21 protein-coding genes are annotated in these 22277 nt (G+C 56.8%); 9 read left to right on the plus strand and 12 right to left on the minus strand.

The window, feature by feature from the left end; all coding sequences use genetic code 11:
* Positions 1 to 242: 242 nt before the first annotated feature.
* The 3 genes from glpT to RTX96_RS02000 all read right to left on the minus strand — a co-directional run bounded on the left by glpT (position 243) and on the right by RTX96_RS02000 (position 3778).
* Entirely contained in the window at positions 243 to 1592 is a 1350-nt protein-coding gene (glpT, locus tag RTX96_RS01990) for a glycerol-3-phosphate transporter (protein WP_312669965.1), read from the minus strand.
* Positions 1593 to 1922: 330 nt separating this feature from the next.
* A complete protein-coding gene (locus RTX96_RS01995; RefSeq protein ID WP_312268264.1) occupies positions 1923 to 3122 on the minus strand; it encodes a nicotinamide mononucleotide deamidase-related protein YfaY in 1200 nt (399 codons plus the stop codon).
* A 113-nt stretch (positions 3123 to 3235) separates the two neighbouring features.
* Positions 3236 to 3778, minus strand: a complete 543-nt coding sequence (locus RTX96_RS02000; RefSeq protein ID WP_312669966.1) for a YfaZ family outer membrane protein — start codon at positions 3776 to 3778, stop codon at positions 3236 to 3238.
* Between the two features lie 381 nt (positions 3779 to 4159).
* Here RTX96_RS02000 and arnB point away from each other — a divergent pair, with 381 nt between their 5' ends.
* The 7 genes from arnB to arnF are packed head-to-tail and all read left to right on the plus strand — an operon-like array spanning position 4160 to position 11533.
* Positions 4160 to 5299, plus strand: a complete 1140-nt coding sequence (gene arnB / locus RTX96_RS02005; RefSeq protein WP_312669967.1) for a UDP-4-amino-4-deoxy-L-arabinose aminotransferase — start codon at positions 4160 to 4162, stop codon at positions 5297 to 5299.
* Between the two features lie 2 nt (positions 5300 to 5301).
* Positions 5302 to 6285, plus strand: coding sequence for an undecaprenyl-phosphate 4-deoxy-4-formamido-L-arabinose transferase (arnC, locus tag RTX96_RS02010; protein WP_312669968.1), 984 nt, complete (start codon positions 5302 to 5304; stop codon positions 6283 to 6285).
* Positions 6282 to 8264 (plus strand): bifunctional UDP-4-amino-4-deoxy-L-arabinose formyltransferase/UDP-glucuronic acid oxidase ArnA, encoded by a 1983-nt coding sequence (gene arnA / locus RTX96_RS02015; RefSeq protein WP_312669969.1) that lies wholly within the window; start codon positions 6282 to 6284, stop codon positions 8262 to 8264. Before arnC ends, arnA begins: the two co-directional genes overlap by 4 nt.
* Positions 8261 to 9163 (plus strand): 4-deoxy-4-formamido-L-arabinose-phosphoundecaprenol deformylase, encoded by a 903-nt coding sequence (gene arnD, locus RTX96_RS02020; protein ID WP_312669970.1) that lies wholly within the window; start codon positions 8261 to 8263, stop codon positions 9161 to 9163. Before arnA ends, arnD begins: the two co-directional genes overlap by 4 nt.
* Complete coding sequence (arnT, locus tag RTX96_RS02025) at positions 9160 to 10815, plus strand: lipid IV(A) 4-amino-4-deoxy-L-arabinosyltransferase (RefSeq protein ID WP_312669971.1); 1656 nt, start codon at positions 9160 to 9162, stop codon at positions 10813 to 10815. The genes arnD and arnT overlap by 4 nt, the downstream gene beginning before the upstream one ends.
* A complete protein-coding gene (arnE, locus tag RTX96_RS02030; RefSeq protein WP_312669972.1) occupies positions 10812 to 11147 on the plus strand; it encodes a 4-amino-4-deoxy-L-arabinose-phosphoundecaprenol flippase subunit ArnE in 336 nt (111 codons plus the stop codon). Before arnT ends, arnE begins: the two co-directional genes overlap by 4 nt.
* Positions 11147 to 11533 (plus strand): 4-amino-4-deoxy-L-arabinose-phosphoundecaprenol flippase subunit ArnF, encoded by a 387-nt coding sequence (arnF, locus tag RTX96_RS02035; RefSeq protein WP_312669973.1) that lies wholly within the window; start codon positions 11147 to 11149, stop codon positions 11531 to 11533. Before arnE ends, arnF begins: the two co-directional genes overlap by 1 nt.
* Before the next feature lie 7 nt (positions 11534 to 11540).
* Here the strand turns inward: arnF and menE are convergent, their stop codons facing one another.
* The 7 genes from menE to RTX96_RS02070 all read right to left on the minus strand — a co-directional run bounded on the left by menE (position 11541) and on the right by RTX96_RS02070 (position 18159).
* Entirely contained in the window at positions 11541 to 12911 is a 1371-nt protein-coding gene (gene menE, locus RTX96_RS02040; RefSeq protein ID WP_312669974.1) for an o-succinylbenzoate--CoA ligase, read from the minus strand.
* Positions 12908 to 13870 (minus strand): o-succinylbenzoate synthase, encoded by a 963-nt coding sequence (gene menC, locus RTX96_RS02045; protein WP_312669975.1) that lies wholly within the window; start codon positions 13868 to 13870, stop codon positions 12908 to 12910. The genes menE and menC overlap by 4 nt, the downstream gene beginning before the upstream one ends.
* Positions 13870 to 14727 (minus strand): 1,4-dihydroxy-2-naphthoyl-CoA synthase, encoded by an 858-nt coding sequence (menB, locus tag RTX96_RS02050; protein WP_312669976.1) that lies wholly within the window; start codon positions 14725 to 14727, stop codon positions 13870 to 13872. Before menB ends, menC begins: the two co-directional genes overlap by 1 nt.
* A gap of 13 nt (positions 14728 to 14740) precedes the next feature.
* Positions 14741 to 15514 (minus strand): 2-succinyl-6-hydroxy-2,4-cyclohexadiene-1-carboxylate synthase, encoded by a 774-nt coding sequence (gene menH / locus RTX96_RS02055; protein WP_312669977.1) that lies wholly within the window; start codon positions 15512 to 15514, stop codon positions 14741 to 14743.
* Positions 15511 to 17181, minus strand: coding sequence for a 2-succinyl-5-enolpyruvyl-6-hydroxy-3-cyclohexene-1-carboxylic-acid synthase (menD, locus tag RTX96_RS02060; RefSeq protein WP_312669978.1), 1671 nt, complete (start codon positions 17179 to 17181; stop codon positions 15511 to 15513). Before menD ends, menH begins: the two co-directional genes overlap by 4 nt.
* A gap of 148 nt (positions 17182 to 17329) precedes the next feature.
* Positions 17330 to 17632: a stress response protein ElaB gene (gene elaB, locus RTX96_RS02065; protein ID WP_103819015.1), complete on the minus strand. Its 303-nt coding sequence runs from the start codon at positions 17630 to 17632 to the stop codon at positions 17330 to 17332.
* 53 nt (positions 17633 to 17685) lie between these two features.
* Positions 17686 to 18159: a GNAT family N-acetyltransferase gene (locus RTX96_RS02070; RefSeq protein ID WP_103819014.1), complete on the minus strand. Its 474-nt coding sequence runs from the start codon at positions 18157 to 18159 to the stop codon at positions 17686 to 17688.
* A gap of 60 nt (positions 18160 to 18219) precedes the next feature.
* On the opposite strand from RTX96_RS02070, the gene rnz reads away from it, so the two are divergent.
* Together rnz and RTX96_RS02080 are read left to right on the plus strand one after the other, a co-directional pair.
* The gene (rnz, locus tag RTX96_RS02075; RefSeq protein ID WP_312669979.1) at positions 18220 to 19137 is read left to right on the plus strand and encodes a ribonuclease Z; all 918 of its coding nucleotides are present in this window, start codon (positions 18220 to 18222) and stop codon (positions 19135 to 19137) included.
* A gap of 75 nt (positions 19138 to 19212) precedes the next feature.
* Complete coding sequence (locus tag RTX96_RS02080; protein ID WP_312669980.1) at positions 19213 to 20217, plus strand: chemotaxis protein; 1005 nt, start codon at positions 19213 to 19215, stop codon at positions 20215 to 20217.
* A gap of 82 nt (positions 20218 to 20299) precedes the next feature.
* On the opposite strand, the gene RTX96_RS02085 is transcribed toward RTX96_RS02080, so the two are convergent.
* Both RTX96_RS02085 and RTX96_RS02090 read right to left on the minus strand, forming a co-directional pair.
* Positions 20300 to 20905, minus strand: coding sequence for a hypothetical protein (locus RTX96_RS02085; RefSeq protein ID WP_312669981.1), 606 nt, complete (start codon positions 20903 to 20905; stop codon positions 20300 to 20302).
* A gap of 7 nt (positions 20906 to 20912) precedes the next feature.
* Positions 20913 to 22253, minus strand: coding sequence for an AAA family ATPase (locus RTX96_RS02090; RefSeq protein WP_312669982.1), 1341 nt, complete (start codon positions 22251 to 22253; stop codon positions 20913 to 20915).
* Between the last annotated feature and the right edge of the window lie 24 nt (positions 22254 to 22277).

Here is a 22277-nt window from a genome sequence, read left to right on the forward strand (position 1 = left end):
TATTTTTACACGCCGCCATGCATGTAAATAAATTATTATTCGACGTTAACAGCAATATTTAGCGTTAAATAGTGAAAAAAGGTAAACAGAGAGTCGCACTGGGTCATCCAGGATCGTCGCGCGGATCATCAACATAATCTATTGATTTTACATGATTTGTAAGAAGTAAATGCTACCGCAACCTTACCTGTTTCCTGGATATAAAAAAAGGGCCTTGCGGCCCTTTTCTTTTTTAATGTGTATTAACGACGCGCCAGCACTTCCGCATGGTGCCGTTTTTCACCGAACATCACCACCGTGAGCAGCAATACCGCCAGCACGCTGCCGCCAATCATCACCATAAAGCCGCCGTCCCAGCCAAAGAAGTCAACGGTGTAGCCTACGATAGCGCTCGCCGCGACCGATCCCCCCAGGTAACCAAACAGGCCGGTAAAGCCTGCCGCGGTGCCTGCCGCTTTTTTCGGTGCCAGCTCCAGCGCATGCAGACCAATCAGCATCACCGGGCCGTAGATCAGGAAGCCGATGACAATCATGCAGGCCATATCCACGCCCGGGTTGCCCGCTGGGTTGAGCCAGTACACCACGGTAGCAATGGTGACCAGCGTCATAAAGAACACGCCCGTCGCACCGCGGTTGCCCTTGAACACCTTATCCGACATCCAGCCGCACAGCAGGGTGCCTGGGATCCCGGCATATTCATACAGGAAGTAGGCCCAGGAGGATTTATCCAGTGCAAAGTGCTTCACTTCACGCAGGTAGGTTGGCGACCAGTCGAGGATGCCGTAACGCAGCAGATAGACAAACACGTTGGCTATCGCGATGTACCACAGCAGCTTGTTGGGCAGAACATACTTCATAAAGATCTGTTTAGCTGTCAGCTCCTCTTCATGCTGCTCGCTATAATCATCCGGATAGTCATTTTTATACTCTTCGATAGGCGGTAGCCCCTGGGACTGCGGCGTATCACGCATCAGCGCAAAGGCAATGATCGCCACCACAATCGCACCAAACGCTGGCATATAGAGCGCGGCTTTCCAGTCGTTGAACCAGGCCATTCCCAGCAGGAACAGCAGGGGCGGAATACCACCGCCCACGTTATGCGCGCAGTTCCACACTGAAACAATGCCGCCGCGCTCTTTCTGTGACCACCAGTGAACCATCGTGCGTCCGCACGGAGGCCACCCCATCCCCTGGAACCAACCGCATAAGAAGAGCAGCACAAACATAACGGCAATGCTCGATGTCGCCCAGGGCACGAAGCCCATAAACAGCATCACCGCTGCCGCCAGGATCAGACCGGCGGGTAAGAAAACACGCGGGTTAGAGCGATCCGATACCGAGCCCATAATGAACTTGGAGAAACCGTAGGCAATGGAGATGCCCGACAGCGCGAAGCCGAGATCGCCGCGTGAGAAGCCCTGCTCCACCAGATAGGGCATCGCGAGGGCGAAGTTTTTGCGTACCAGGTAGTAAGCCGCGTAGCCAAAGAATATGCCGATAAAGATTTGCCAGCGCAAACGACGGTATAGCGGATCAATTTCTGCCTTTCCCAGGCACGCCTGATGTGGCGCTGGTTTAAAGATACTGAGCATGTAGCCTCCGTGGCCAAATATTAAATTTATAGGGTTTACGAGCCTCACCCCTTCAGCGAGGCTGGCGATGTTAAGGAATATCGGTAATTGTTACTGTGAATCCACGCACAGATTGTTACAGAAATATGACAAAAATGCGCAAAAAAGCGCATCAGCACGCAATATTATTTTCGAATCACGCTCGGTATCGCGCGAAATAGACCAAAAAACAGATTAGAAAGGATGAAATGATAAGAAAACGAACATAAAGGAGGGGGGAGAAAGCAAAGCATATGAGATGTCCACCGGCAAACGCGATGAACATCCCATTATGCTAAGAGCGCAGACGGATCACGCCACAAACAGGGAATCTACTACGCTCACCCAGCCGTGATCGCTGGCGACATCTTTACCGCTGAGCCAGCGGCGCAGCATGTTCAGGGCCATCATGGCACACACCTCCTGACGTACAGCTATGCCGTGGCGTCCAGTGCTGAACTTTATCCGAAGAGCGTGGGTACCCTGCGGCGTGGCGAGGGCAAAGTTGATATGCTCCTCGTCCAGCCCGCCTACGCTCAGCGCCAGTCCGGCCAGGTGACGGTTGCGCAGCTCGGCGGCCCAGCGTGCGGTCTGCTCCAGCGTGTCGGCCTGGAAAGGCAGCACCTCGCTCGCCAGCAGCGGTGCAGAGGCACGGGAGAGCTGCAGCGCCAGCAGGCCGCTGGTGAACTGCTCGCTAACGGTCAGGCTGAGCTGCTGCTCACGCATCTTCTCTGCCAGCAGCGCCGGTAGCCCCTGAGTCCCTTCAAAAATCAGGCTCTCGCCAGCGACGCGCTGCACCTCTGGCCACAGCGCCTCCATCGCTTCGCGCTGCTCCGCCGGGCCGGTCAGCTTCAGCTCGATAATCGGCATGGATGAGCGGTAACCCATCACCACCCCTTCCGGCAGCTGAAGATGATCGAGACTCTGGGCCAGATCGCTCTCGGAGCGGCCAAAGGTGGTCAGGCGCAGGCAGATTGGCGGCGACGGCAGGGTAAAGCGCTCCCGCAGACGCGGCAGGATCTCCTGCTGAACCATCACCTTGAATTCAGAGGGTACGCCCGGGGTAAAGAACATCAGGCAGCGGTTGAGCTTGACGGCAAAGCCGCAGGCGGTGCCTACCGGATTATCAATTAGCTCCGCGCTGGCTGGGATCTCTGCCTGTTTACGGTTGCTGGGGGCCATCACGCGACCGCGCTCGGTGAAGAAACGCTCCATATGGCTCAGCCACGCTTCGTGCAGCACCAGCTCTTCGCCCGCCGCAGTCGCTGCCGCCAGCGCGCTAAGATCGTCGCTGGTCGGGCCGAGGCCGCCGTTAACGATTAAAACATCGGCGTGCTCGCTGCGCTCGCGCAGGATAGCAACCAGATCGTTAAGGCTATCGCCCACGGTATTACGGCGCGTCAGCGGTAACCCTTCGGTGAAAAACAGATCGGCAAGCCATGCAGCGTTGGTATCAACAATCTGACCATGCAGGACTTCATCCCCGGTAGACAGCATTTCCACGTTTATCATCGTTATCTCCGTACTCTCCCTTACCTGTTGTCGGAGTACTATAACGCATGGGGAAGTAAATGGCGGCAGGATTAAACAGATGAAAAGGCGCGGCAGATTGCCGCGCCGGAGGATTAGAAGCTGGCGTTAACCCCAACGTAGGGGCCATCAGCAAGCGCGTTGTCGCGGTTGCCGTCTTTACCCGCCAGGTTCAGGTAGCGGTAGCCAGCTTCAATGCTCAGCGGACGCATGATAGTCCAGCGTGCGCCAGCGTTAGCTTCCTGATAGCTGTCGATACCGCTGGAGAGCGAGTCCGGAGAGTAGTAGTACTCACCAAACAGGCGGAAGCTGTCGCCGATCGGCCACTGTAAGCCACCGCCAACCGCTGCGGCATAGCCCTCGTCACCGTCGTTCGGATTAGTATAAACGCCTTTACCGCCAACGGTCGCCAGCAGCGGCCCGAGCGGAAGGTTAAGACCAAGGCCCAGGCCCGCAGCATCGCCGTCGTCGTCGCTGTGCGTCCAGTTGCCGCTTAACGCCAGGCCGCTGGTTTCAGTCCCAAAACCGGCCGCCAGGTTGGTGTAGTGCTCCCCTGCCTGACCGCTAAGGCTCAGCGCATTCACCGACGCGGAAACAAACAGTAATCCGCTCAGTCCTAGTAAAACCCTTGTCTTCATTTTGACTCCTTACAGCAAAAATATAACCAGCAACCCCAAAAGTGCTGGATTGTACTGCCAGATGCGAAGGAATCAATGAACTAAAAAAGCGATCCGAGAACAAATTGTAACTAAAAGCAATAATGACATCGTTTGACAGAGCAGCATCGGATGTCAACTGAGCAAATAAGCAACAGAAGTAGCACAAAAAGATGTAAAGAACGCGCTCCATAAAAAATAAACATAACAAAATTTCTATTGAAGCCTCGTCTTTAAGAATTAAGGTTAAATTAATATTTAAACGGCAATCTCACCCCCTGTCCATATAATTAACGGGTGTTTTCTCCTTTAATTATTTAATGAATAAACAGATTTCTATTTGTGATAGATAAAGGAGAGGTCATGCCTGACTTTCTGCCGTTTTCTCGCCCGGCAATGGGTGATGACGAGCTTGCCGCCGTGAAGGCGACGCTCGACTCTGGATGGATAACCACCGGCCCGAAAAACCAGGCGCTGGAAGAGGCGTTTTGCACGCTGACGGGAAACCAGTACGCCGTTGCCGTCAGCTCCGCCACCGCAGGCATGCACATTACGCTTATGGCACTGGGGATCGGTGCAGGCGACGAGATCATTACCCCCTCGATGACTTGGGTTTCCACCCTGAATATGATTACCCTGCTGGGTGCGACGCCGGTCATGGTCGATATCGATCGGGACACGCTGATGGTCACGCCCGATCAGATCGAGGCCGCACTCTCCTCACGCACCAGAGCGATCATCCCGGTGCACTACGCGGGCGCGCCTGTCGACCTTGATGCGATATATGCCCTCGGCGAACGCTATGGCATACCGGTGATTGAAGACGCAGCCCATGCGCCAGGCTCGCTGTACAAAGGCCGCCACGTTGGCGCACGCGGTACGGCAATTTTCTCCTTTCACGCGATTAAAAATATCACCTGTGCAGAAGGCGGGCTGATCGTTACCGACGACCCCCAGCTTGCACAGCGGCTACGCAGTCTGAGGTTTCACGGACTGGGTGTGGATGCGTACGACCGGCAAACCTTCGGACGTGCACCGCAGGCGGAAGTTATCAATCCCGGTTATAAATATAACCTGACGGATATCAACGCGGCTATTGCACTGGCCCAGTTGAGCAAACTGACGCTGCTCAACGCCCGCCGCACGGCCATCGCTATGCGCTATCAGCAGGCGCTGGCGGATACCCCTTTTCAGCCGCTGAGTCTGCCTCCGTGGCCGCACGTTCATGCCTGGCATCTGTTTATTATCCGCGTCGATCAAGACAGCTGCGGAATAAGCCGGGACGATTTAATGGAAGCGCTAAAAATAAAAGGTATCGGTACCGGCCTGCATTTTCGCGCGGCGCATACGCAAAAATACTATCGCGAAAAATTCAGCCATCTCACGCTGCCTAATACCGAATGGAACAGCGCGCGTATCTGCTCCTTGCCTCTGTTTCCCGATATGTCCACGGACGATACTGACCGTGTTATCGCCGCTCTTCAGCAGATAGCTGGATTATAACTATGTTTGAAACCCATCCTGTAAAGCGAGTTTCGGTGGTCATCCCTGTTTATAACGAACAGGAGAGCTTGCCGGAGCTAATCAGGCGTACCACCGCCGCGTGTGAGAGCCTGGGCAGAGAGTATGAAATTTTGCTGATCGATGACGGCAGCAGCGACGGCTCTGCGCAGCTGCTGATCGCAGCCTCCCAAGCGGAAGATAGCCATATTGTCTCCATTTTACTCAACCGCAACTACGGCCAGCATTCAGCCATTATGGCCGGTTTTAGTCATGTTACGGGCGATTTGATTATCACCCTTGATGCGGACTTGCAGAATCCGCCCGAAGAGATCCCGCGCCTGGTGGCCAAAGCCGACGAAGGGTTTGATGTCGTGGGAACCGTGCGTCAGAACCGCCAGGATAGTCTGTTTCGAAAAACGGCGTCGCGCATGATTAACCTGCTGATCCAGCGCACCACTGGTAAAGCGATGGGGGACTACGGCTGCATGCTGCGCGCCTATCGACGCCATATTATTGATGCCATGCTGCACTGTCAGGAGCGCAGCACCTTTATCCCGATACTGGCTAATATTTTTGCCCGCCACGCCACGGAGATTGCAGTAAATCACGCTGAGCGCGAATTTGGCGACTCAAAATATAGCTTTATGCGTCTGATTAATTTGATGTATGACCTGGTGACCTGCCTCACGACTACGCCGCTGCGCATGCTGAGCCTGCTAGGCAGCGCTATTGCCCTGACCGGTTTTACCTTGTCGATTTTGCTTATTGTTCTACGACTGACCCTGGGGTCCCAGTGGGCAGCAGAGGGCGTGTTTATGCTGTTTGCCGTCCTGTTTACCTTTATTGGTGCCCAGTTTATCGGTATGGGGTTACTCGGCGAATACATTGGCCGCATCTACAACGATGTCCGCGCTCGTCCCCGCTATTTTGTTCAACATATAGTCTATCCCCAACGCCTGGCGTTAAATAAGGAGAGCCGTAAATGAAAGCCGTTGTCTTTGCCTATCATGATATGGGATGCCAGGGGATCAAAGCCCTGCTGGAAGCAGGCTATGAGATAGCTGCCATCTTCACCTATGACGACTCCCCTGGAGAGAAGGCGTTTTTTGGCTCCGTTTCACAGTTGGCGGCCGGTGCAGGCATACCAGTTTATGCCCCTGCCGAGATCAACCACCCCATCTGGATCGAACGCATCAGCCAGCTTGCTCCGGATATCATCTTCTCTTTTTACTACCGCAGCCTGCTGAGCGACGAGATCCTGAACCTCGCCCCCGCCGGGGCCTTCAATCTGCACGGATCTCTACTCCCTAAGTATCGGGGCCGCGCGCCGCTGAACTGGGCGCTCGCCAGGGGAGAAGCCGTAACGGGCGTTACGCTCCATCGCATGATAAAACGCGCCGACGCTGGCGCAATCATTGCCCAGCAGCGCGTCGCGATTTCGCCCGACGATGTCGCCATGACGTTGCACCTAAAATTGTGCCAGGCCGCGCGGCAATTGCTGGCACAGGCGCTGCCCGCAATCGCAAGCGGTGATTACATCGAGGTGCCGCAGCGTGAGGCTGACGCCACCTGCTATGACCGTCGTACGCCGGAAGATGGCTTTCTTGACTGGGCCAGGCGCGCCGAGCAGTTGCATAACCTGGTGCGTGCCGTGTCCGATCCCTGGCCAGGCGCATTCAGCTATGCCGGCACGAAAAAATTTATCGTCTGGTCATCTCGCTTGCATCAGCAGGCCCCTGCCGCCGCGCCCGGTACGGTGATCTCAGTCGCCCCGCTGCTTGTCGCCTGCGCCGATGGCGCGCTGGAGATTGTCACCGGCCAGGCCTGCGACGAGATTGCCATGCAAGGCACCCAGCTGGCGCAGGTTCTGGGCCTGGTGGTAGGTTCCCAGCTAAACAATAAGCCCGTAACGACCCGCCCTAACCGCACCCGTGTATTGATCCTCGGCGTAAATGGTTTTATCGGCAACCATTTAACCGAGCGCTTATTGCGTGAGAGCCACTACGAAATCTACGGTATGGATATTAGCAGCGATGCTATTGGACGTTTCCTTGATCATCCGCGCTTCCATTTTGTCGAGGGCGACATCGGCATTCATTCTGAGTGGATTGAATATCATGTAAAAAAATGCGACGTGGTGCTGCCGCTGGTAGCGATTGCTACGCCGATCGAGTATACCCGCAACCCGCTGCGCGTTTTTGAGCTCGATTTTGAAGAGAATTTGAAAATCATCCGTTACTGCGTGAAATACAGTAAGCGCATCGTTTTTCCTTCCACTTCAGAAGTCTATGGCATGTGCAACGATGCCGTTTTTGATGAGGACAAGTCTAATTTAATCGTCGGGCCAGTGAATAAGCCACGCTGGATCTACTCGGTATCCAAACAGCTCCTGGATCGCGTTATTTGGGCCTATGGCGAAAAAGAGGGGCTACGTTTTACGCTTTTTCGCCCCTTTAATTGGATGGGGCCGCGGCTGGACAGCCTGAATGCCGCACGCATCGGTAGCTCCCGCGCGATCACCCAGCTGATCCTCAACCTGGTGGAGGGGTCGCCGATCAAGCTGATTGAAGGTGGTAAACAGAAACGCTGCTTCACTGACATTCGTGACGGCATCGAAGCGCTGTTCCGCATTATTGAGAATGACGGCGGCCGCTGCGACGGTGAAATTATCAATATCGGCAATCCGGATAACGAAGCGAGCATTCAGGAGCTGGCAGAGATGCTGCTGGAGAGCTTCGAGAAACATCCGCTGCGCAGCCACTTCCCCCCCTTTGCCGGTTTTCGGGTCGTCGAAAGCAGCAGCTATTACGGGAAAGGCTACCAGGATGTGGCGCATCGAAAACCCAGCATTCGCAATGCTAAACGCTGTTTGGGGTGGGAACCCGCGATCGTGATGCATGAAACGGTGGAGGAGACCCTCGACTTCTTTTTGCGCAGCGTAGATATCACGGAACACACATCATGAGAAAAGTAGGCTTGCGCATTGATGTCGATACGCTTCGCGGCACGCGTGAAGGCGTCCCTCGCCTGCTTGCAACATTAAACCGATACAACGTACGGGCAACCTTTTTCTTTAGCGTCGGTCCTGACAATATGGGGCGTCATCTTTGGCGTCTGGTAAAACCGCAGTTTCTGTGGAAGATGCTGCGCTCCCGGGCGGCTTCGCTCTATGGCTGGGATATTTTACTGGCAGGCACTGCCTGGCCAGGCAGAAAGATCGGCCCCACCTGCGCGAACATTATCCGCGAAGCCGCCCAGTATCACGAAACAGGATTACATGCCTGGGACCACTATACCTGGCAAACCTTCAGCGGTAACTGGAATATCCCGCTGCTGGCCGACGATATTCTACGTGGAGTAGGCGAACTCGAGGCGATAATTGAACAGCCTGTACGCTGCTCTGCGGTAGCGGGATGGCGCGCCGATCGACGCGTCGTCAACGCAAAAGAGGCGTTTAACTTCCGCTATAACAGTGACTGCCGGGGACGCTCTCTCTTTCGCCCGCTGATTAACGGTGGCAAACTGGGCACGCCGCAAATTCCCGTCACCTTACCCACGTGGGATGAAGTTATAGGTCGGGAAGTACAGGCCGTTGATTTCAACGCCTATATTCTCTCTCACATGCTGATGGACACAGGCACGCCGGTCTACACGATTCACGCCGAAGTTGAAGGCATTGCGTGGCACAGTAACTTTGAAGATCTTCTCATCCGGGCTGCCGATTCTGGCATTACGTTCTGCCCTCTCGGTGATTTGCTGCCTGACAACCTCGATACCTTACCGCCGGGGCAACTTGTTCGTGGTAACGTTCAGGGAAGAGAGGGCTGGCTAGGTTGCCAGCAACCGGTAGAGGCCGTCGGATGAAATCTCTACGTTACTCGCTGGCCTTCATCGCCTTTGTTACGCTCTATTATCTTCTGCCCACTAGCAGTCGGCTGCTCTGGCAGCCTGATGAGACACGCTACGCCGAAATTAGCCGGGAGATGCTCGCCTCCGGTGACTGGGTGGTCCCCCATTTTCTCGGGCTGCGCTATTTTGAAAAACCGATTGCAGGCTACTGGCTAAATAGCTTCGGGCAGTGGCTGTTCGGCGCAACCAACTTTGGCGTCCGCGCAGGCGCTATTTTCTCTACGCTGCTGACGGCAGGTCTGGTTGCCTGGCTCGCCATGCGGCTCTGGCAGGATAAGCGTATCGCGCTGTACGCCTCCCTCATCTTTTTATCGCTGTTCGCCGTCTACGGTATTGGTACATTCGCTGTGCTCGACCCGGCGCTCGCGTTCTGGCTGACGGCGGGAATGTGCTGTTTGTGGCAGGGCATGCAGGCGACAACCTGGCAGGGTAAACTCATCGCCTTTGTGCTGCTAGGCGCAACCTGCGGCATGGGGGTAATGACCAAAGGCTTTCTCGCCCTGGCCGTGCCGGTACTCAGCGTCCTGCCGTGGGTTGTTGTACAAAAACGAAGCAAAACGCTCTTTAGCTACGGCTGGCTGGCGGTGATCGGTTGCCTCGTGATAATGCTCCCCTGGAGCATTGCCATCGCCCTGCGCGAGCCTGATTTTTGGCACTACTTTTTCTGGGTCGAGCATATCAAACGCTTTGCCATGAGTGATGCCCAGCATAAAGCGCCGCTCTGGTACTACGTGCCTGTACTGGTGGCTGGCAGCCTGCCCTGGCTCGGGTTACTGCCTGGGGCATTGAAAACAGGGTGGCGTAGCCGCGATGCTACGCGCAGCACGCAGTACCTGCTGAGCTGGATAGTCATGCCGGTGCTTTTTTTCTCTATCGCGAAGGGAAAATTGCCAACCTATATTCTCGCAAGCTTCGCTCCTCTGGCGATATTGATGGCGCGTTTTGCCGTGGAAGCGGCTGAAAAAGACGGGGTTTTGCTACGTGCTAATGCCTGGATTAACATCGTATTCGGCGTAACAGGCGCTGTCGCAACCGCTATTGTCTCTCCCTGGGGACCATCGAAAATAGCGATCTGGACGCATATTGAACTCTATAAAGTCTTTCTCTCCTGGATCGTCTTCTTCTGCTGGGCCTTTTTCGGCGCGTATACGCTGAAGAATATCCATAAGAGATGGCCTTTCTCCGCGCTTTGTCCCCTGGGTTTGGCGCTGCTGTTTGGGTTCTCTTTACCCGACAGAATAGTTGAGTCCAAACAGCCGCAGATTATTGTCGATATCAATCGCGATTATCTGGAGCAGAGCCGTTATATTCTCACTGACAGCGTAGGTATCGCAGCGGGTTTGGCCTGGAGCCTGAAACGGAATGACATCATTATGTACGGGCAACAGGGCGAAATAAAATATGGCCTAAACTATCCGGATGCAAAAAACCGTTATGTCAGTACTGAGGATTTTGCACGCTGGCTCAGCCAGCATCGTCAGAAAGGAGAAGTTGTGCTCGTGCTTGCAACCGTAAAGGATGAAGATATTAGTCATCTTGCCATCCCACCTGCCGACAACATTGATCGCCAGCTGCGTCTGACGCTCATTCAGTATCATCCAAAATGATCTGGCTTGCTCTAATGCTGACCAGCCTGCTCAGCGTGGGCGGTCAGCTTTGCCAGAAACAGGCCACGCACCCGGTGGCGATAAGCGCACGGAGAGGACATATTACGTTGTGGCTTAGCCTGGCGTTGTTATGCCTGGGTCTGGCAATGGTGCTGTGGCTATTGGTGCTGCAAAACATCCCGGTAGGCATCGCCTATCCTATGCTAAGCCTGAACTTTGTTTGGGTCACGCTGGCGGCGTGGAAGATCTGGCGCGAACCAGTCACCCCACGCCATTGCCTTGGTATCACACTGATTATAGTAGGTATTTTTACTCTTGCGAGTGCCGCGTAATGGGCATGATGTGGGGTTTGTTAAGCGTTGCTATCACCTCAGTTGCCCAGCTCAGCCTGGGTTTCGCCATGACGTCGCTGCCGCCGATAGAGCACCCTTTAGCGTTTACCATGACGCTATTTTCCACAGGGGTACAGGCGCTTGCCCTTTTTGGCGGACTAGCGGGTTATCTACTCTCGGTGTTCTGCTGGCACAGGGCCTTGCACCGGCTTGCCCTGAGCAAAGCGTATGCCCTGCTAAGCCTTAGCTATGTTCTGGTGTGGGTAGCATCAATGGTATTACCTGGCTGCCAGGGTATCTTCTCCCTGAAGGCGCTGCTGGGCGTACTCTGCATAGTCACAGGCGTAATGACAATATTCTTGCCAGCAAGCCGATCCGTACGCTAAGAGAGGATTAACCTCCTTGCATGGCGCGCGCTACCCACTCCCCCAGCACCTGGCGAGAAATTTTGATGCCGCCGTTTTTTAACTCTGGCGGCAGCGTTAGCCAACTGACCGGCTGCTGAAAGCGCGCTAGCTTATCCTCTACCCATCCACTGAGGTCGATCTCACCGGCATCGGGGCTATATTCAACTACCGCGACAGGACGATGGCCAAACTCTCTGTCTTCAAGGGGAAGCACAAAGACCTGGAGAACTTGCGGATGGGCCACGATCACCCGCTCCACCTCCTCCGGCTGGATCCCCTCCCCGCCGCTGAAGAAGAGATTATCCATACGCCCGAGCACGCTCAGCCGCCCGCTGCTTAGCACGCCGCGATCGCGAGTGGCAAACCAGCCTTCATCATTGACCAACGGGATAAGCTCCCCGTCACGCCAGTAGCCTGCGGCCATGCTCTCGCCGCGCAGCCACACTTCGCCGTTAACAATTCGTACTTCACGTCCCGGCAGCGGCTGGCCAACGTCCGGCTCGCCGTCGGCGGTTTTGGCGCACACCGTAGAGGCGAATTCTGTCAGCCCGTAGCCGCACCAGGTGCAGATCCCCCGCTCGCTGGCCCGATGGGTAAGCTCAACCGGGATGGCCGCGCCGCCCAGCAATACCGCCTTCAGGTTCACGCTGGCGCTCTCCTCCAGCAGCCGCCAGAGCTGGGTCGGCACCAGCGAAGCGTGAGTACACCCTGCCAGCGCCTGCGTCAGAGGCTGTTTATCGCGGACCGTCAGCCGCCCGCCTGCCAGCAGCCAGCGCCACAGGATCCCCTGTCCCGAAACATGAAACAGCGGCAGGGAGAGCAACCAGTCATCTTCCGGGCCATAAGGAAGCAGGGACAGCACGCCGTGAGCGCTGGCAAGGTGTGCGGCAGCGGTGTGTACCGCCGCCTTCGGCAACCCCGTAGAGCCGGAGGTTAAGGTCATAGAGGTTAGCCGCTGCGGCTGCCATGAGGTGACGTCAACGCCCTCAGCCTCGCGCATGTTGAGCGTCGGAAGCCCGATGTCGCGCCAGCTGTTATCAACGCTCAATGTATGTTGTAACGAAAGCGGCGGAAGCAGTACCGCCAGCAGGGTATCAGGGAGTTGAGGGTTAATGTGCAGTATCCGCGCTCCGCACTGGAGCAGCGCCAGCCAGGCCAGCAGCGTCTGCGGTGAATTGCTGGCGCGCAGAAGCACCCCCTCTCCTGGCCGGACGTTCTGCTGGATAAAGCCCGCCGCCAGACTATCAATACGTGTACACAGCGCACGCCAGCTGAGCGATTCACTGTGCAAACGCACGGCGGTAGCCCCGCCCCGCAGATCGCGCCAGTGACGCCAGGGCCAGTCGGCAAAGGTCATCGCAAAGCCTCCAGGCCCGCAATATCAAGGCATGGCAGAGCGCAGCCCGGCCAGCGACGAACCTGCTGGGCCTGCATCAGCCCCAGCGTATCGAGGCCTGGTATGGTCTGCGGCGTCAGCCAGGCGGCAATCCGCGCCAGCTGAGTCAGGCCAAGGCTTGACTCGATAGAGGAGCTGATCACCGCCGTCATGCCCAGCGCATGGGCCGCCTGCACCTGCTCGCGAACACTCTCCAGCGCGCCGGTGAGCGTAGGCTTGATCACTACCGCCTTTACGCCCGCCTCGGCGACAAGGGCAAAATCAGGCTCGCGGAGGCTCTCATCCCAGGCGATGGCGATCCCGGTGTCATGGGCAAAGGCCCGAGAATCGGCGCAGGTGCGGCACGGCTCCTCAAGGAAAGCGATACGCGAGCGATAGTCGGGATGAACATATTTCGCAAACTGCTGCGCCTTTTGCGGCGTCCAGGCGCGGTTAGCGTCCAGCCGCAGCTGGAGATCGGGCACCGCTTCCAGCAGGAGATTAACCACCATGCCGTCACGTACCGCTTCATAGAGGCCCACTTTGACCTTTGCGACCTTCTCGCCGGGCATGGCAGCCAGCTTAAGCATCAATTCGTCAGGATCGCCAGTGCAGAGCGGCGCGGCGCGATAGTCCGCTGTCTCAGGTAAGGTTCCGGCCAGCTCCGCCTGCGCGCAGCTAATGCCAAAGGCCACCGATGGCATCTCCGGCAGCGCCTCTGCACCCTGTAACCAGCGGTCAACCCAGGCCATCAGCGCGGCCTGTGCCTCATTGCATGTTTCATGACTAAAACCCGGCAGCGGGGCAATCTCGCCCCACCCTTCCCGGCAGCCGTCGCGCAGACAGAGATAGAGTCCTTCGCGGACTTTAAGCCGCCGCTCGCGCAGCACTACCCCTGCGTCCATCGGGATCTGCCAGCGATAAACCTGCGCCCGACGCATTACGGGTTCCGTTTAAATTTGCTGAAGTCCGGCTGGCGCTTTTCGTTGAAGGCATTGCGCCCCTCTTGCCCCTCCTCGGTCATGTAGAAGAGCATCGTGGCGTTGCCCGCCAGCTCCTGAAGGCCCGCTTGGCCATCGCAGTCGGCGTTGAGCGCCGCCTTCAGACAGCGCAGCGCCATTGGGCTGTTTTGCAGCATTTCCCGACACCAGCGCACGGTCTCTTTTTCCAGCTCGGCAACCGGCACCACGGTGTTGACCAGTCCCATATCCAGCGCCTGCTTGGCGTCGTACTGACGGCAAAGGAACCAAATTTCCCGCGCCTTTTTTTGGCCAACGATACGGGCCATATAGGCTGCGCCCCAGCCGCCGTCGAAAGAGCCCACCTTCGGGCCGGTTTGACCGAATACCGCATTTTCCGCCGCTACGGTCAGATCGCACATCATATGCAGGACGTGGCCACCGCCAATGGCGTAGCCCGCCACCATCGCCACCACCGGTTTTGGGCAGGTGCGGATCTGGCGCTGGAAGTCGAGCACGTTGAGGTGGTGCACGCCGGAGTCATCCTGATAGCCACCGTAGTCACCACGCACCTTCTGGTCGCCCCCGGCGCAGAAAGCTTTGTCACCTTCGCCGGTGAGGATAATCACGCCAACCGCATCATCGTAGCGGGCGTCCGCCAGCGCCTGAAGCATCTCTTTCACCGTCAGGGGGCGAAACGCATTGCGCACCTGTGGGCGGTTGATGGTGATTTTGGCGATGCCGTCGGTAGATTTATGGTAGCGAATGTCGCTGTAGCCTTTGGAGCAGTCCTGCCACTCAACCGGCGCGTAAAGCATGGATTCATCGGGATAGATCATCAGAGTTCCTTAATCAGTAGCGCAAAATATGCGCCAGAGAGGCTGCCGTCCCGCCGGGATTTTCCCGGTGGGCATTGTGTCCAGCGTCGTTAATCAGCAGGCAAGGCACCGCAAGCTCAGCACCGAGAGCGCGGAATTTGTGGTCGTGTTCGCCGCACAGGTAGTAAAAGGGGAAGTCGCCCCGCCGCAGCGCTGGGCGAAGATCGGGCTGTACCGCCAGGGAGGTGGCTTCCAGCATGGCGGCCAGCGCCGCACCGCTGTTCTCGCATCTTGATGCCACCAGCTCGCACCGCTGTTCAGCGCTCAGCCCGGCAAATACCGGCTGTCGATACCAGTCGTTAAAAACCTCAGCCAGCGGCTCATGGCGAAAGCGCCGTGCCCAGCGAGCATCCGAGAGCCAGCGCGCCTCGCGGGCGGCAGCGGTGGTGAGCCCTGGATGGCCGCCTTCTACAATCGCGCCTTGTAAACCAGCGGGATACTGGCAGGCATTGTCCATACACGCATAGTACATAGCGATGCGGCCGCCGAGGGAGTAGCCCACCAGCCAGTAATTTAGTATGTTGTAACTAATAAGCATAGCGTACAGCTGTGAACACACCTCATTAAAGTCGCGAGCGTAGAGAGCCGACGAACCACCGTGGCCGGGGAGATCGAGATAGAGCCGGGGATAGCGGGAGAAGCGCTCCCCTACCGCCATCCACTCCTGGCCGCAGCCAGAGAAGCCGTGCAGGAACACCAGCCAGGGCAGCTCGCTCTCGCCCGCTTTCGCCACTGCATGAAGGATCATAGCTGGCTAACCTGGGCAAGGAGCTGCTGCAAGGTTTGCGCACCCTCCTGCGGATCGACCACCAGCTCGATAAGCGTCGCCTGCGGCGTACGCCAGGCGCCGACCAGCGCTGACGCCAGCCCGGCCCAGCTATCCGGACGATGATAGGCCAGGCCGAACATCGCCGCCGCATGGTCAAAGTGAACGTTCTGCGGCATCAGGTAGAACTGTTCGCGCTCGGCCTGCGGGGTCGGCAGCAGGGAGAAGATCTGCCCGCCGTTGTTGTTCACCACGATCAGCACAAAAGGGGCGGAGACCTGGCGCAGCAGCGCCAGCGCGTTGAGATCGTAGAGCGCAGAGAGATCGCCCACCAGGGCAAGAGTCGGTCTCGCGGTGGCGCGCTGTACGCCAGCGGCGGTAGAGAGCAGGCCGTCGATGCCGCTGGCACCGCGATTGCTGAACACAGGATAGCCCGCAGGCAGTTGCCCGAGGGCATCCACCAGGCGCACGACCAGGCTGTTGCCCAGAAAGAGCTGCCCCTGCTCCGGCAGAAACTCCGCCAGACGGTGGGCCAGCTGCGCTTCGCCAAAGGTTTCACGCCGCGCCGCAGCGGCCTGCCACGCCCGATCCGCCAGGGCGGGGATCGCCGAATACCACGGATGACGTTTTTCGGCCGGGTGCAGCGCCAGCCACTCGCCGACACCGGATATCAGGCGTCGCCCGCGATGGTGCGCAGGATCGAGGCGGCCTGCAATGCTATCAACCAGCCAGTACTCCTCTGGCGCACAGGTTGCCTGCCACTGCAACAGCCGTTTTCCGGTCAGGCTGCTGCCCAGCTGAATGACAATCTGCGCCTGGGCCAGCTCGCTTACCGCGCTGGCGTTGCCCAGCCACAGATCGGCGCAGGGCAGCGGCTGCCCGGTCTGGGAGAGCACATCGCCAATCAGCGGCCAGCCCAGCGTCTGCGCCCACTCTGCCACCCGTTTGCCTTCGGCGGCGCTCATCCGCCCGGCCACCACAACGCCGCGCTTCTGCCGCCAGAAGAACCAGTCACGCTGCTTCTCGCTCTCGCGACGGATATCCTCCCGCAGCCAGGGACAATCGCTCTGCCACCAGCTGCCCAGCGCGCGCTGCCACTCAAGGCCAGTATCATCCAGCTCGCCGTAGAGCGGCTCGGCAAAGGGACAGTTGATGTGTATTGCCCCGCCGTGCAGCGCGCCGAGGGCGTTATCCAGCGTAGAGACCAGCCAGCGGGCCGGGATCTCCAGGGCAGGACGCGGCAGCGAAACGGTCTGTGCCGGATGCGAAGCAAAGATGCCCGGCTGGCGGATCGCCTGATTGGCACCGCAGTCGATAAGCTCCGGGGGACGATCGGCGGTGAGCAAGATCAGCTTTTCACCGGTTAGCCCGGCCTCAATCACTGCCGGGTAGAGGTTCGCCACCGCTGTTCCGGAGGTGACAATCACCGCTACCGGCTGCTGGCTGGCCTTCGCCAACCCGAGCGCCAGATGCCCCAGCCCACGCTCGTCAAAATGGGTATGGTGAATAAACGCGTTATTCTGCGCTGCCGCCAGAGTGAGCGGCGTCGAGCGGGAGCCGGGCGCGATGCAAACGTGTCTGATGCCGTGGCGCGCCAGCGTTTCGAGGATAACCTCCGCCCAGCGCCGGTTGAATGAGCTTGCTGACATGAGTTTGTCCGGTATCAATAATACGGACCAGTATAGGGAAAGGCAGAGGCGGGATTTTTGATGTAAATCGGTAAGGGATGAAGAAAGGAGAAAAAACAGCGGGCGCTGTTTTTAAGACAGCGCCCGCGTTGTAAACACCGTTACGGCATTAGCGGCGCAGCAGCAGCCCTAATACCAGGCCAGCAGCGGCACCAATGCCCACGCCCTGCCACGGCTTTTCATGCACGTAATCATCTGCACGGTACGCCGCCTGCTTAGCACGCACGTAGTAAGTGTCAGATGCCTGGCTTACGCGGTTTTTGACATCATGCAGGGCCTGCTCGGCGCGTGCTTTCAGCTCGACATATTTCTGGTCGGCCGGATCGCCGGAGGAGCGTAGCACTTCTTCCAGCGTGTCGCTTAGCAGGGTCAGGTCGTCATCGATACGGGTACTCGTAAATTGGTTAGACATTAGGTTTCTCCATGTTTTGCACCTGTCAGCTAACTATAGACAATGACTTGCGGTTACGCCTGGTCAACATGAGGTATGATTTCACGTGCCATACCAATATGCGGGATACCATCTTCGTCGTAGACATCGGTCACCGGCGCAAAGCCAAAGTGACGATAAAAGTTCTGTAGGTGCGCCTGTGCGCCCAGATATATCGGGCTTTGCGGCCAGTATAGGCTACAGCTGGCAACCGCCCTTTCCATCAGCTCGTAGCCCAGTTTTTCCCCTCGTACCGCAGCGCTTACGATGACGCGGCCAATGACAACTGGCGCAAAATCATCCTCGCTTTTCAGAATCCTCGCATACGCCACCAGCTGGTTATCGCGCCAGCCAAGCAGATGTCGGTTCTCACCGACCAGATCGTCACCGTCAACGTCGAGATAGACGCAGTTCTGCTCCACCACAAAAACTTCACAGCGCAGCTTCAGCAGAGCGTAGAGTTCAGAGACGGTTAATTCAGAGTGGTGCAGGTCTTGCCAGCGGATCATGGTGCGCTCCTTTTTATGCGTTGCTCGCTATAATAAGGATTTTATCGACCCAGAGCGCATATGGAACTGATATTTTTAGGCACCTCGGCAGGCGTTCCCACGCGCGCCCGTAACGTCAGCGCGGCGCTGATTAACCTACGTCACCCGACCCGGCCCGCGCTGTGGCTGATTGACTGCGGCGAAGGTACCCAGCAGCAGATGCAGCGTACCGCCTGGCACCCCGGCAAGCTGGATCGCATCTTCATTACCCATCTCCACGGGGATCATATTTTTGGCCTGCCGGGGCTGCTTTGCAGCCGTTCGATGGCGGGAAACGTCCAGCCGCTGACTATCTATGGCCCTAAAGGGCTGCGGGAGTTTATCGATACCGCGCTGCGCCTGAGCGGCTCCTGGACCGACTATCCGCTGACGGTGGTGGAGATTGAAGAGGGTCCGGTAGTGGATGATGGCCTGCGTCGCGTCACCGCCGTTGCCCTTAACCATCCGGTGGAGTGCTATGGCTACCGCATCGAGGAGCACGATAAGCCTGGTGCACTCGACGCCGCGGCCCTGGTGGCGCAGGGCGTCAGGCCCGGTCCCCTCTTTCAGCGTCTGAAAGCCGGAGAGAGCGTCACGCTGGAGGATGGCCGGCGTATTGATGGCAAAGATTATCTTGCCCCCGCCGTACCCGGCAAAAAGTTGGCGATGTTTGGCGATACTGCCCCCTGCCCCGGCGCGCTGACGCTGGCCCGCGGCGTGGACGTGATGGTCCATGAAACGACGCTGGAGGCGGAGATGGAGGAGAAAGCCAATAGCCGGGGCCACAGCTCAACGCGCCAGGCAGCACGGCTAGCCCATGAGGCAGGCGTCGGCAGGCTGGTGATGACCCACATCAGCTCACGCTACGATGACGAGGGTGGCCAAAGGCTGTTAGCAGAGTGTCAGGCCATCTTCCCTGATACCCTGCTGGCAGAGGATTTTGCGGTCATCGAAATTTGATGTAAAACGCGCCTCCACTTTTTCCTCAGCGTGCCGATAACTGTGTAAACGCAGGTACTTCACTCTGAGGGCATAATGGATAGTTTCCAGAAAGATATCGATGACAGGGCTAATCTCACCCTGTCCAACCGCTTTGAGCTGTTACTGTTTCGCCTTGGCACGTCACAACACGAACAGAAATCAGAACTCTATGGCATCAACGTATTTAAGCTGCGTGAAATTGTCCCGATGCCTGCGTTTACCCGCCCTGCCGGGATGAAGTCGCCCCTGCTGGGGATGGTTAATATCCGCGATCAGGTGATCCCGGTTATTGACCTCCCTGCCGTAGCGGGCTGTAAACCCAGCACCGGTCTTAATATCCTGCTGATTACCGAGTATGCCCGCAGCGTTCAGGCCTTTGCCGTTGAGTCGGTAGAGAACATTACCCGGCTGGACTGGAAGCAGGTGCATACGGCGGAAAAGGCGATCAACGGCCGCTATATCACCAGCATTGCCTGCCTCGATGAAGAGAAAGATACCAACAACCTGGCGCTGGTGCTGGACGTTGAGCAGATCCTCTATGACATCGTGCCGTCCGATCATGACGTGCACGCCAACAATGCCGCAGTGCAGAGATTCAATATCAAGCCGGGTGCGGTAGCGATTGTTGCCGAGGACTCAAAGGTAGCGCGCGCGATGCTGGAGAAGGGGCTGGAAACAATGCAGATCCCGAACCAGATGCACATTACCGGCAAAGACGCGTGGGAGAAGATCCAGCTGCTGGCCCAGCAGGCAGAAGCCGAAGGCGTACCGGTGAGCGATAAGATCGCTATGGTGCTGACCGACCTTGAGATGCCCGAGATGGATGGCTTTACCCTGACGCGCAAGATCAAAACCGACCCGCGCCTGAAGCATATTCCGGTCGTGATCCACTCCTCGCTCTCCGGCAGCGCCAACGAGGATCACGTCCGTAAGGTGCAGGCCGACGGCTACGTCGCCAAGTTTGAAGTGACCGAGCTGTCGGCGGTGCTCAAAGAGGTGCTCGATCGCGCCTCGAGTAAGGCCAACGGTCCGCTGATTAGCCACAAGCAGGCGGTGTAATACATTAACGCCTGATGGCGCAGCGCTTATCAGGCCTACAAACTGTAGGCCCTGCCAGCGATGCGCCATTCGGTTTCACCCGCTAGCTGGCATCCAGGAGAAAATAGCGATAGCTAAAGTCATCCAAAATGGATGTATCCGGATTTCGCTGCAAATAGTGCTTAAGTTCTTTTTTACGAATGGTCTTCCTGACATCAATATTAAGACCGTACAGCTCAATGGTCTTATCGGCTCGAGACTGATTTACAGCAGACGCCAGTGGGTTCGGTAATATCTCTCCCGTCGAGTAATCTGCAATAAAATAGTCCTCAAAGGCATAGCCTACTGCATCGGCAATCAACAGCGCATCGTCATATTGTTCGTGTTTCTCGCTCTGGCAGCGATCGCAGCAGGGATAGAGATTCTCCCACTGGTAGGCCAGCCGGTGAAACTCGGGTCTGCTTTTTGGACGAAAATGCTCTAGCGTTTCACGACTCATAGCCCCTAGATCACCACCGTCACAAAATGCGCAGTGGGTTTTGGTCATAGCCAAGAGCAACTCACGCGTCTCTTCATATCGAAACGTTGTAAACCAATAAAATTTATATTTCGGATTGGCCTTTTTTGCCGCTTCATACCGCAACCCGAGTGCTTCCCAGCATTCGGTTAAGTGGTCAGGGCAAGCCGGCCGGATAAAGGGATACATCATATCGTCCTTATTTCTTACCCAACAGCCGGGTCATCTGCCGTAGTTCCATGCTCACCAGCGTCGCCAGCTCTTCACTTTTATCGCGAAGCGTTTGTGCCAATGCCATAACTCTGGAATCATCCTGCGGGCTTTGCAGGTATTGCCGTATCGCCGCTTTAAAAGAATGCAATTGACGCTCTGTTTCGACATCAAACTCCTCATCAATATCGAAAACTTCAGCAAGGATCAGCTGATAGCTTTTCCCTGCACCGGATTTAATGGCTTTAACGGTCTCAGGCACGCTGGCATCGCGACAGATATTGCGCTCCAGCTCGGGTAAGCGATAGACAAAAGCATCCTCTACCGATCCGACCACAAAGGGGGAGTGAGTTGAAACAAAAACCTGAGCGTTAGGCAGGAGCTTTTGGATCGCGGGCAGGATCCGCCGCTGCCATTTGGGATGAAGATGAATATCGACTTCATCAAGGAACAGGATCACTGGCTGAGAGAAAATATCCCGCTCTGTTTTCCAGGGGATGGCCTCAAGACGCAGAGCCATATCGCCTATCCAGCTGATAATCGATTTCAGCCCCTCCGGAAGCGTATCCAAATTGACCCGCTGACCAGCAAGCCCGACTTTCACTTCCAGCGGGTTTCTTTGCAGGTGAAAGGTTAACGCAAGCTGACAGATATCGCTCACAAACGTAGTGATGCGATTTATCGCCATATCATACTGCCTGGCCTCCTCCTCTGAACCGTCGTCCCTGGCGAGTGCAGCCTGGGTACGATTATTGGCAATCCACTGCGCCAGCAGCTCAGGGCGAACGGTTTGGTCGAACGAGAGCGCTTTATCAAACGGTGACTGGGTAATGTTTTGAATGGCGGAAAATACATAGCCGGTCTGAGCGGCCCGGCTGCCTGAATAGGCAAGCGCTGCGTAATCAAATGTTTGAGAAGTGATGCTTTGGTTCATGTCCAGCCACGGACGATTTTTCCAGACGGGATGCTCAAAATGTTCTGCGATACGATAATAATACGCCTCACTTCTGTGCAGCACATTACTCAGGGTTTTTTCACCTTTAACACCGTATCCGCCAGCCCCGCCGCAAAAGCGAAAGTTCACCTTGCTCGTAACGTCATGATAGCGCTTTCTGACCAAAGCATCGCCTTGAGGACCTGGATTTAAAATCCCCGCCAGCGCATACAGCACCGTGCTCTTGCCGCAGCCGTTGGGCCCGGTAAAGATATGGATCTCCGCTTTCGTCGCATCTTCGGCTTCGCTCACTATTTGCGGAAAATCAAAGTGGGTATGTTCAAAAACGCCGATGTCTCTTAGCGTAACGCTCTCAATCCGATAAGGCTGTCGCATAGCGGGTTCCCTGAAGTTAGCTTC

Origin of the sequence: Pseudescherichia sp. (assembly GCF_032052675.1) — a bacterium.
Taxonomy (GTDB): Bacteria; Pseudomonadota; Gammaproteobacteria; order Enterobacterales; family Enterobacteriaceae; genus Pseudescherichia.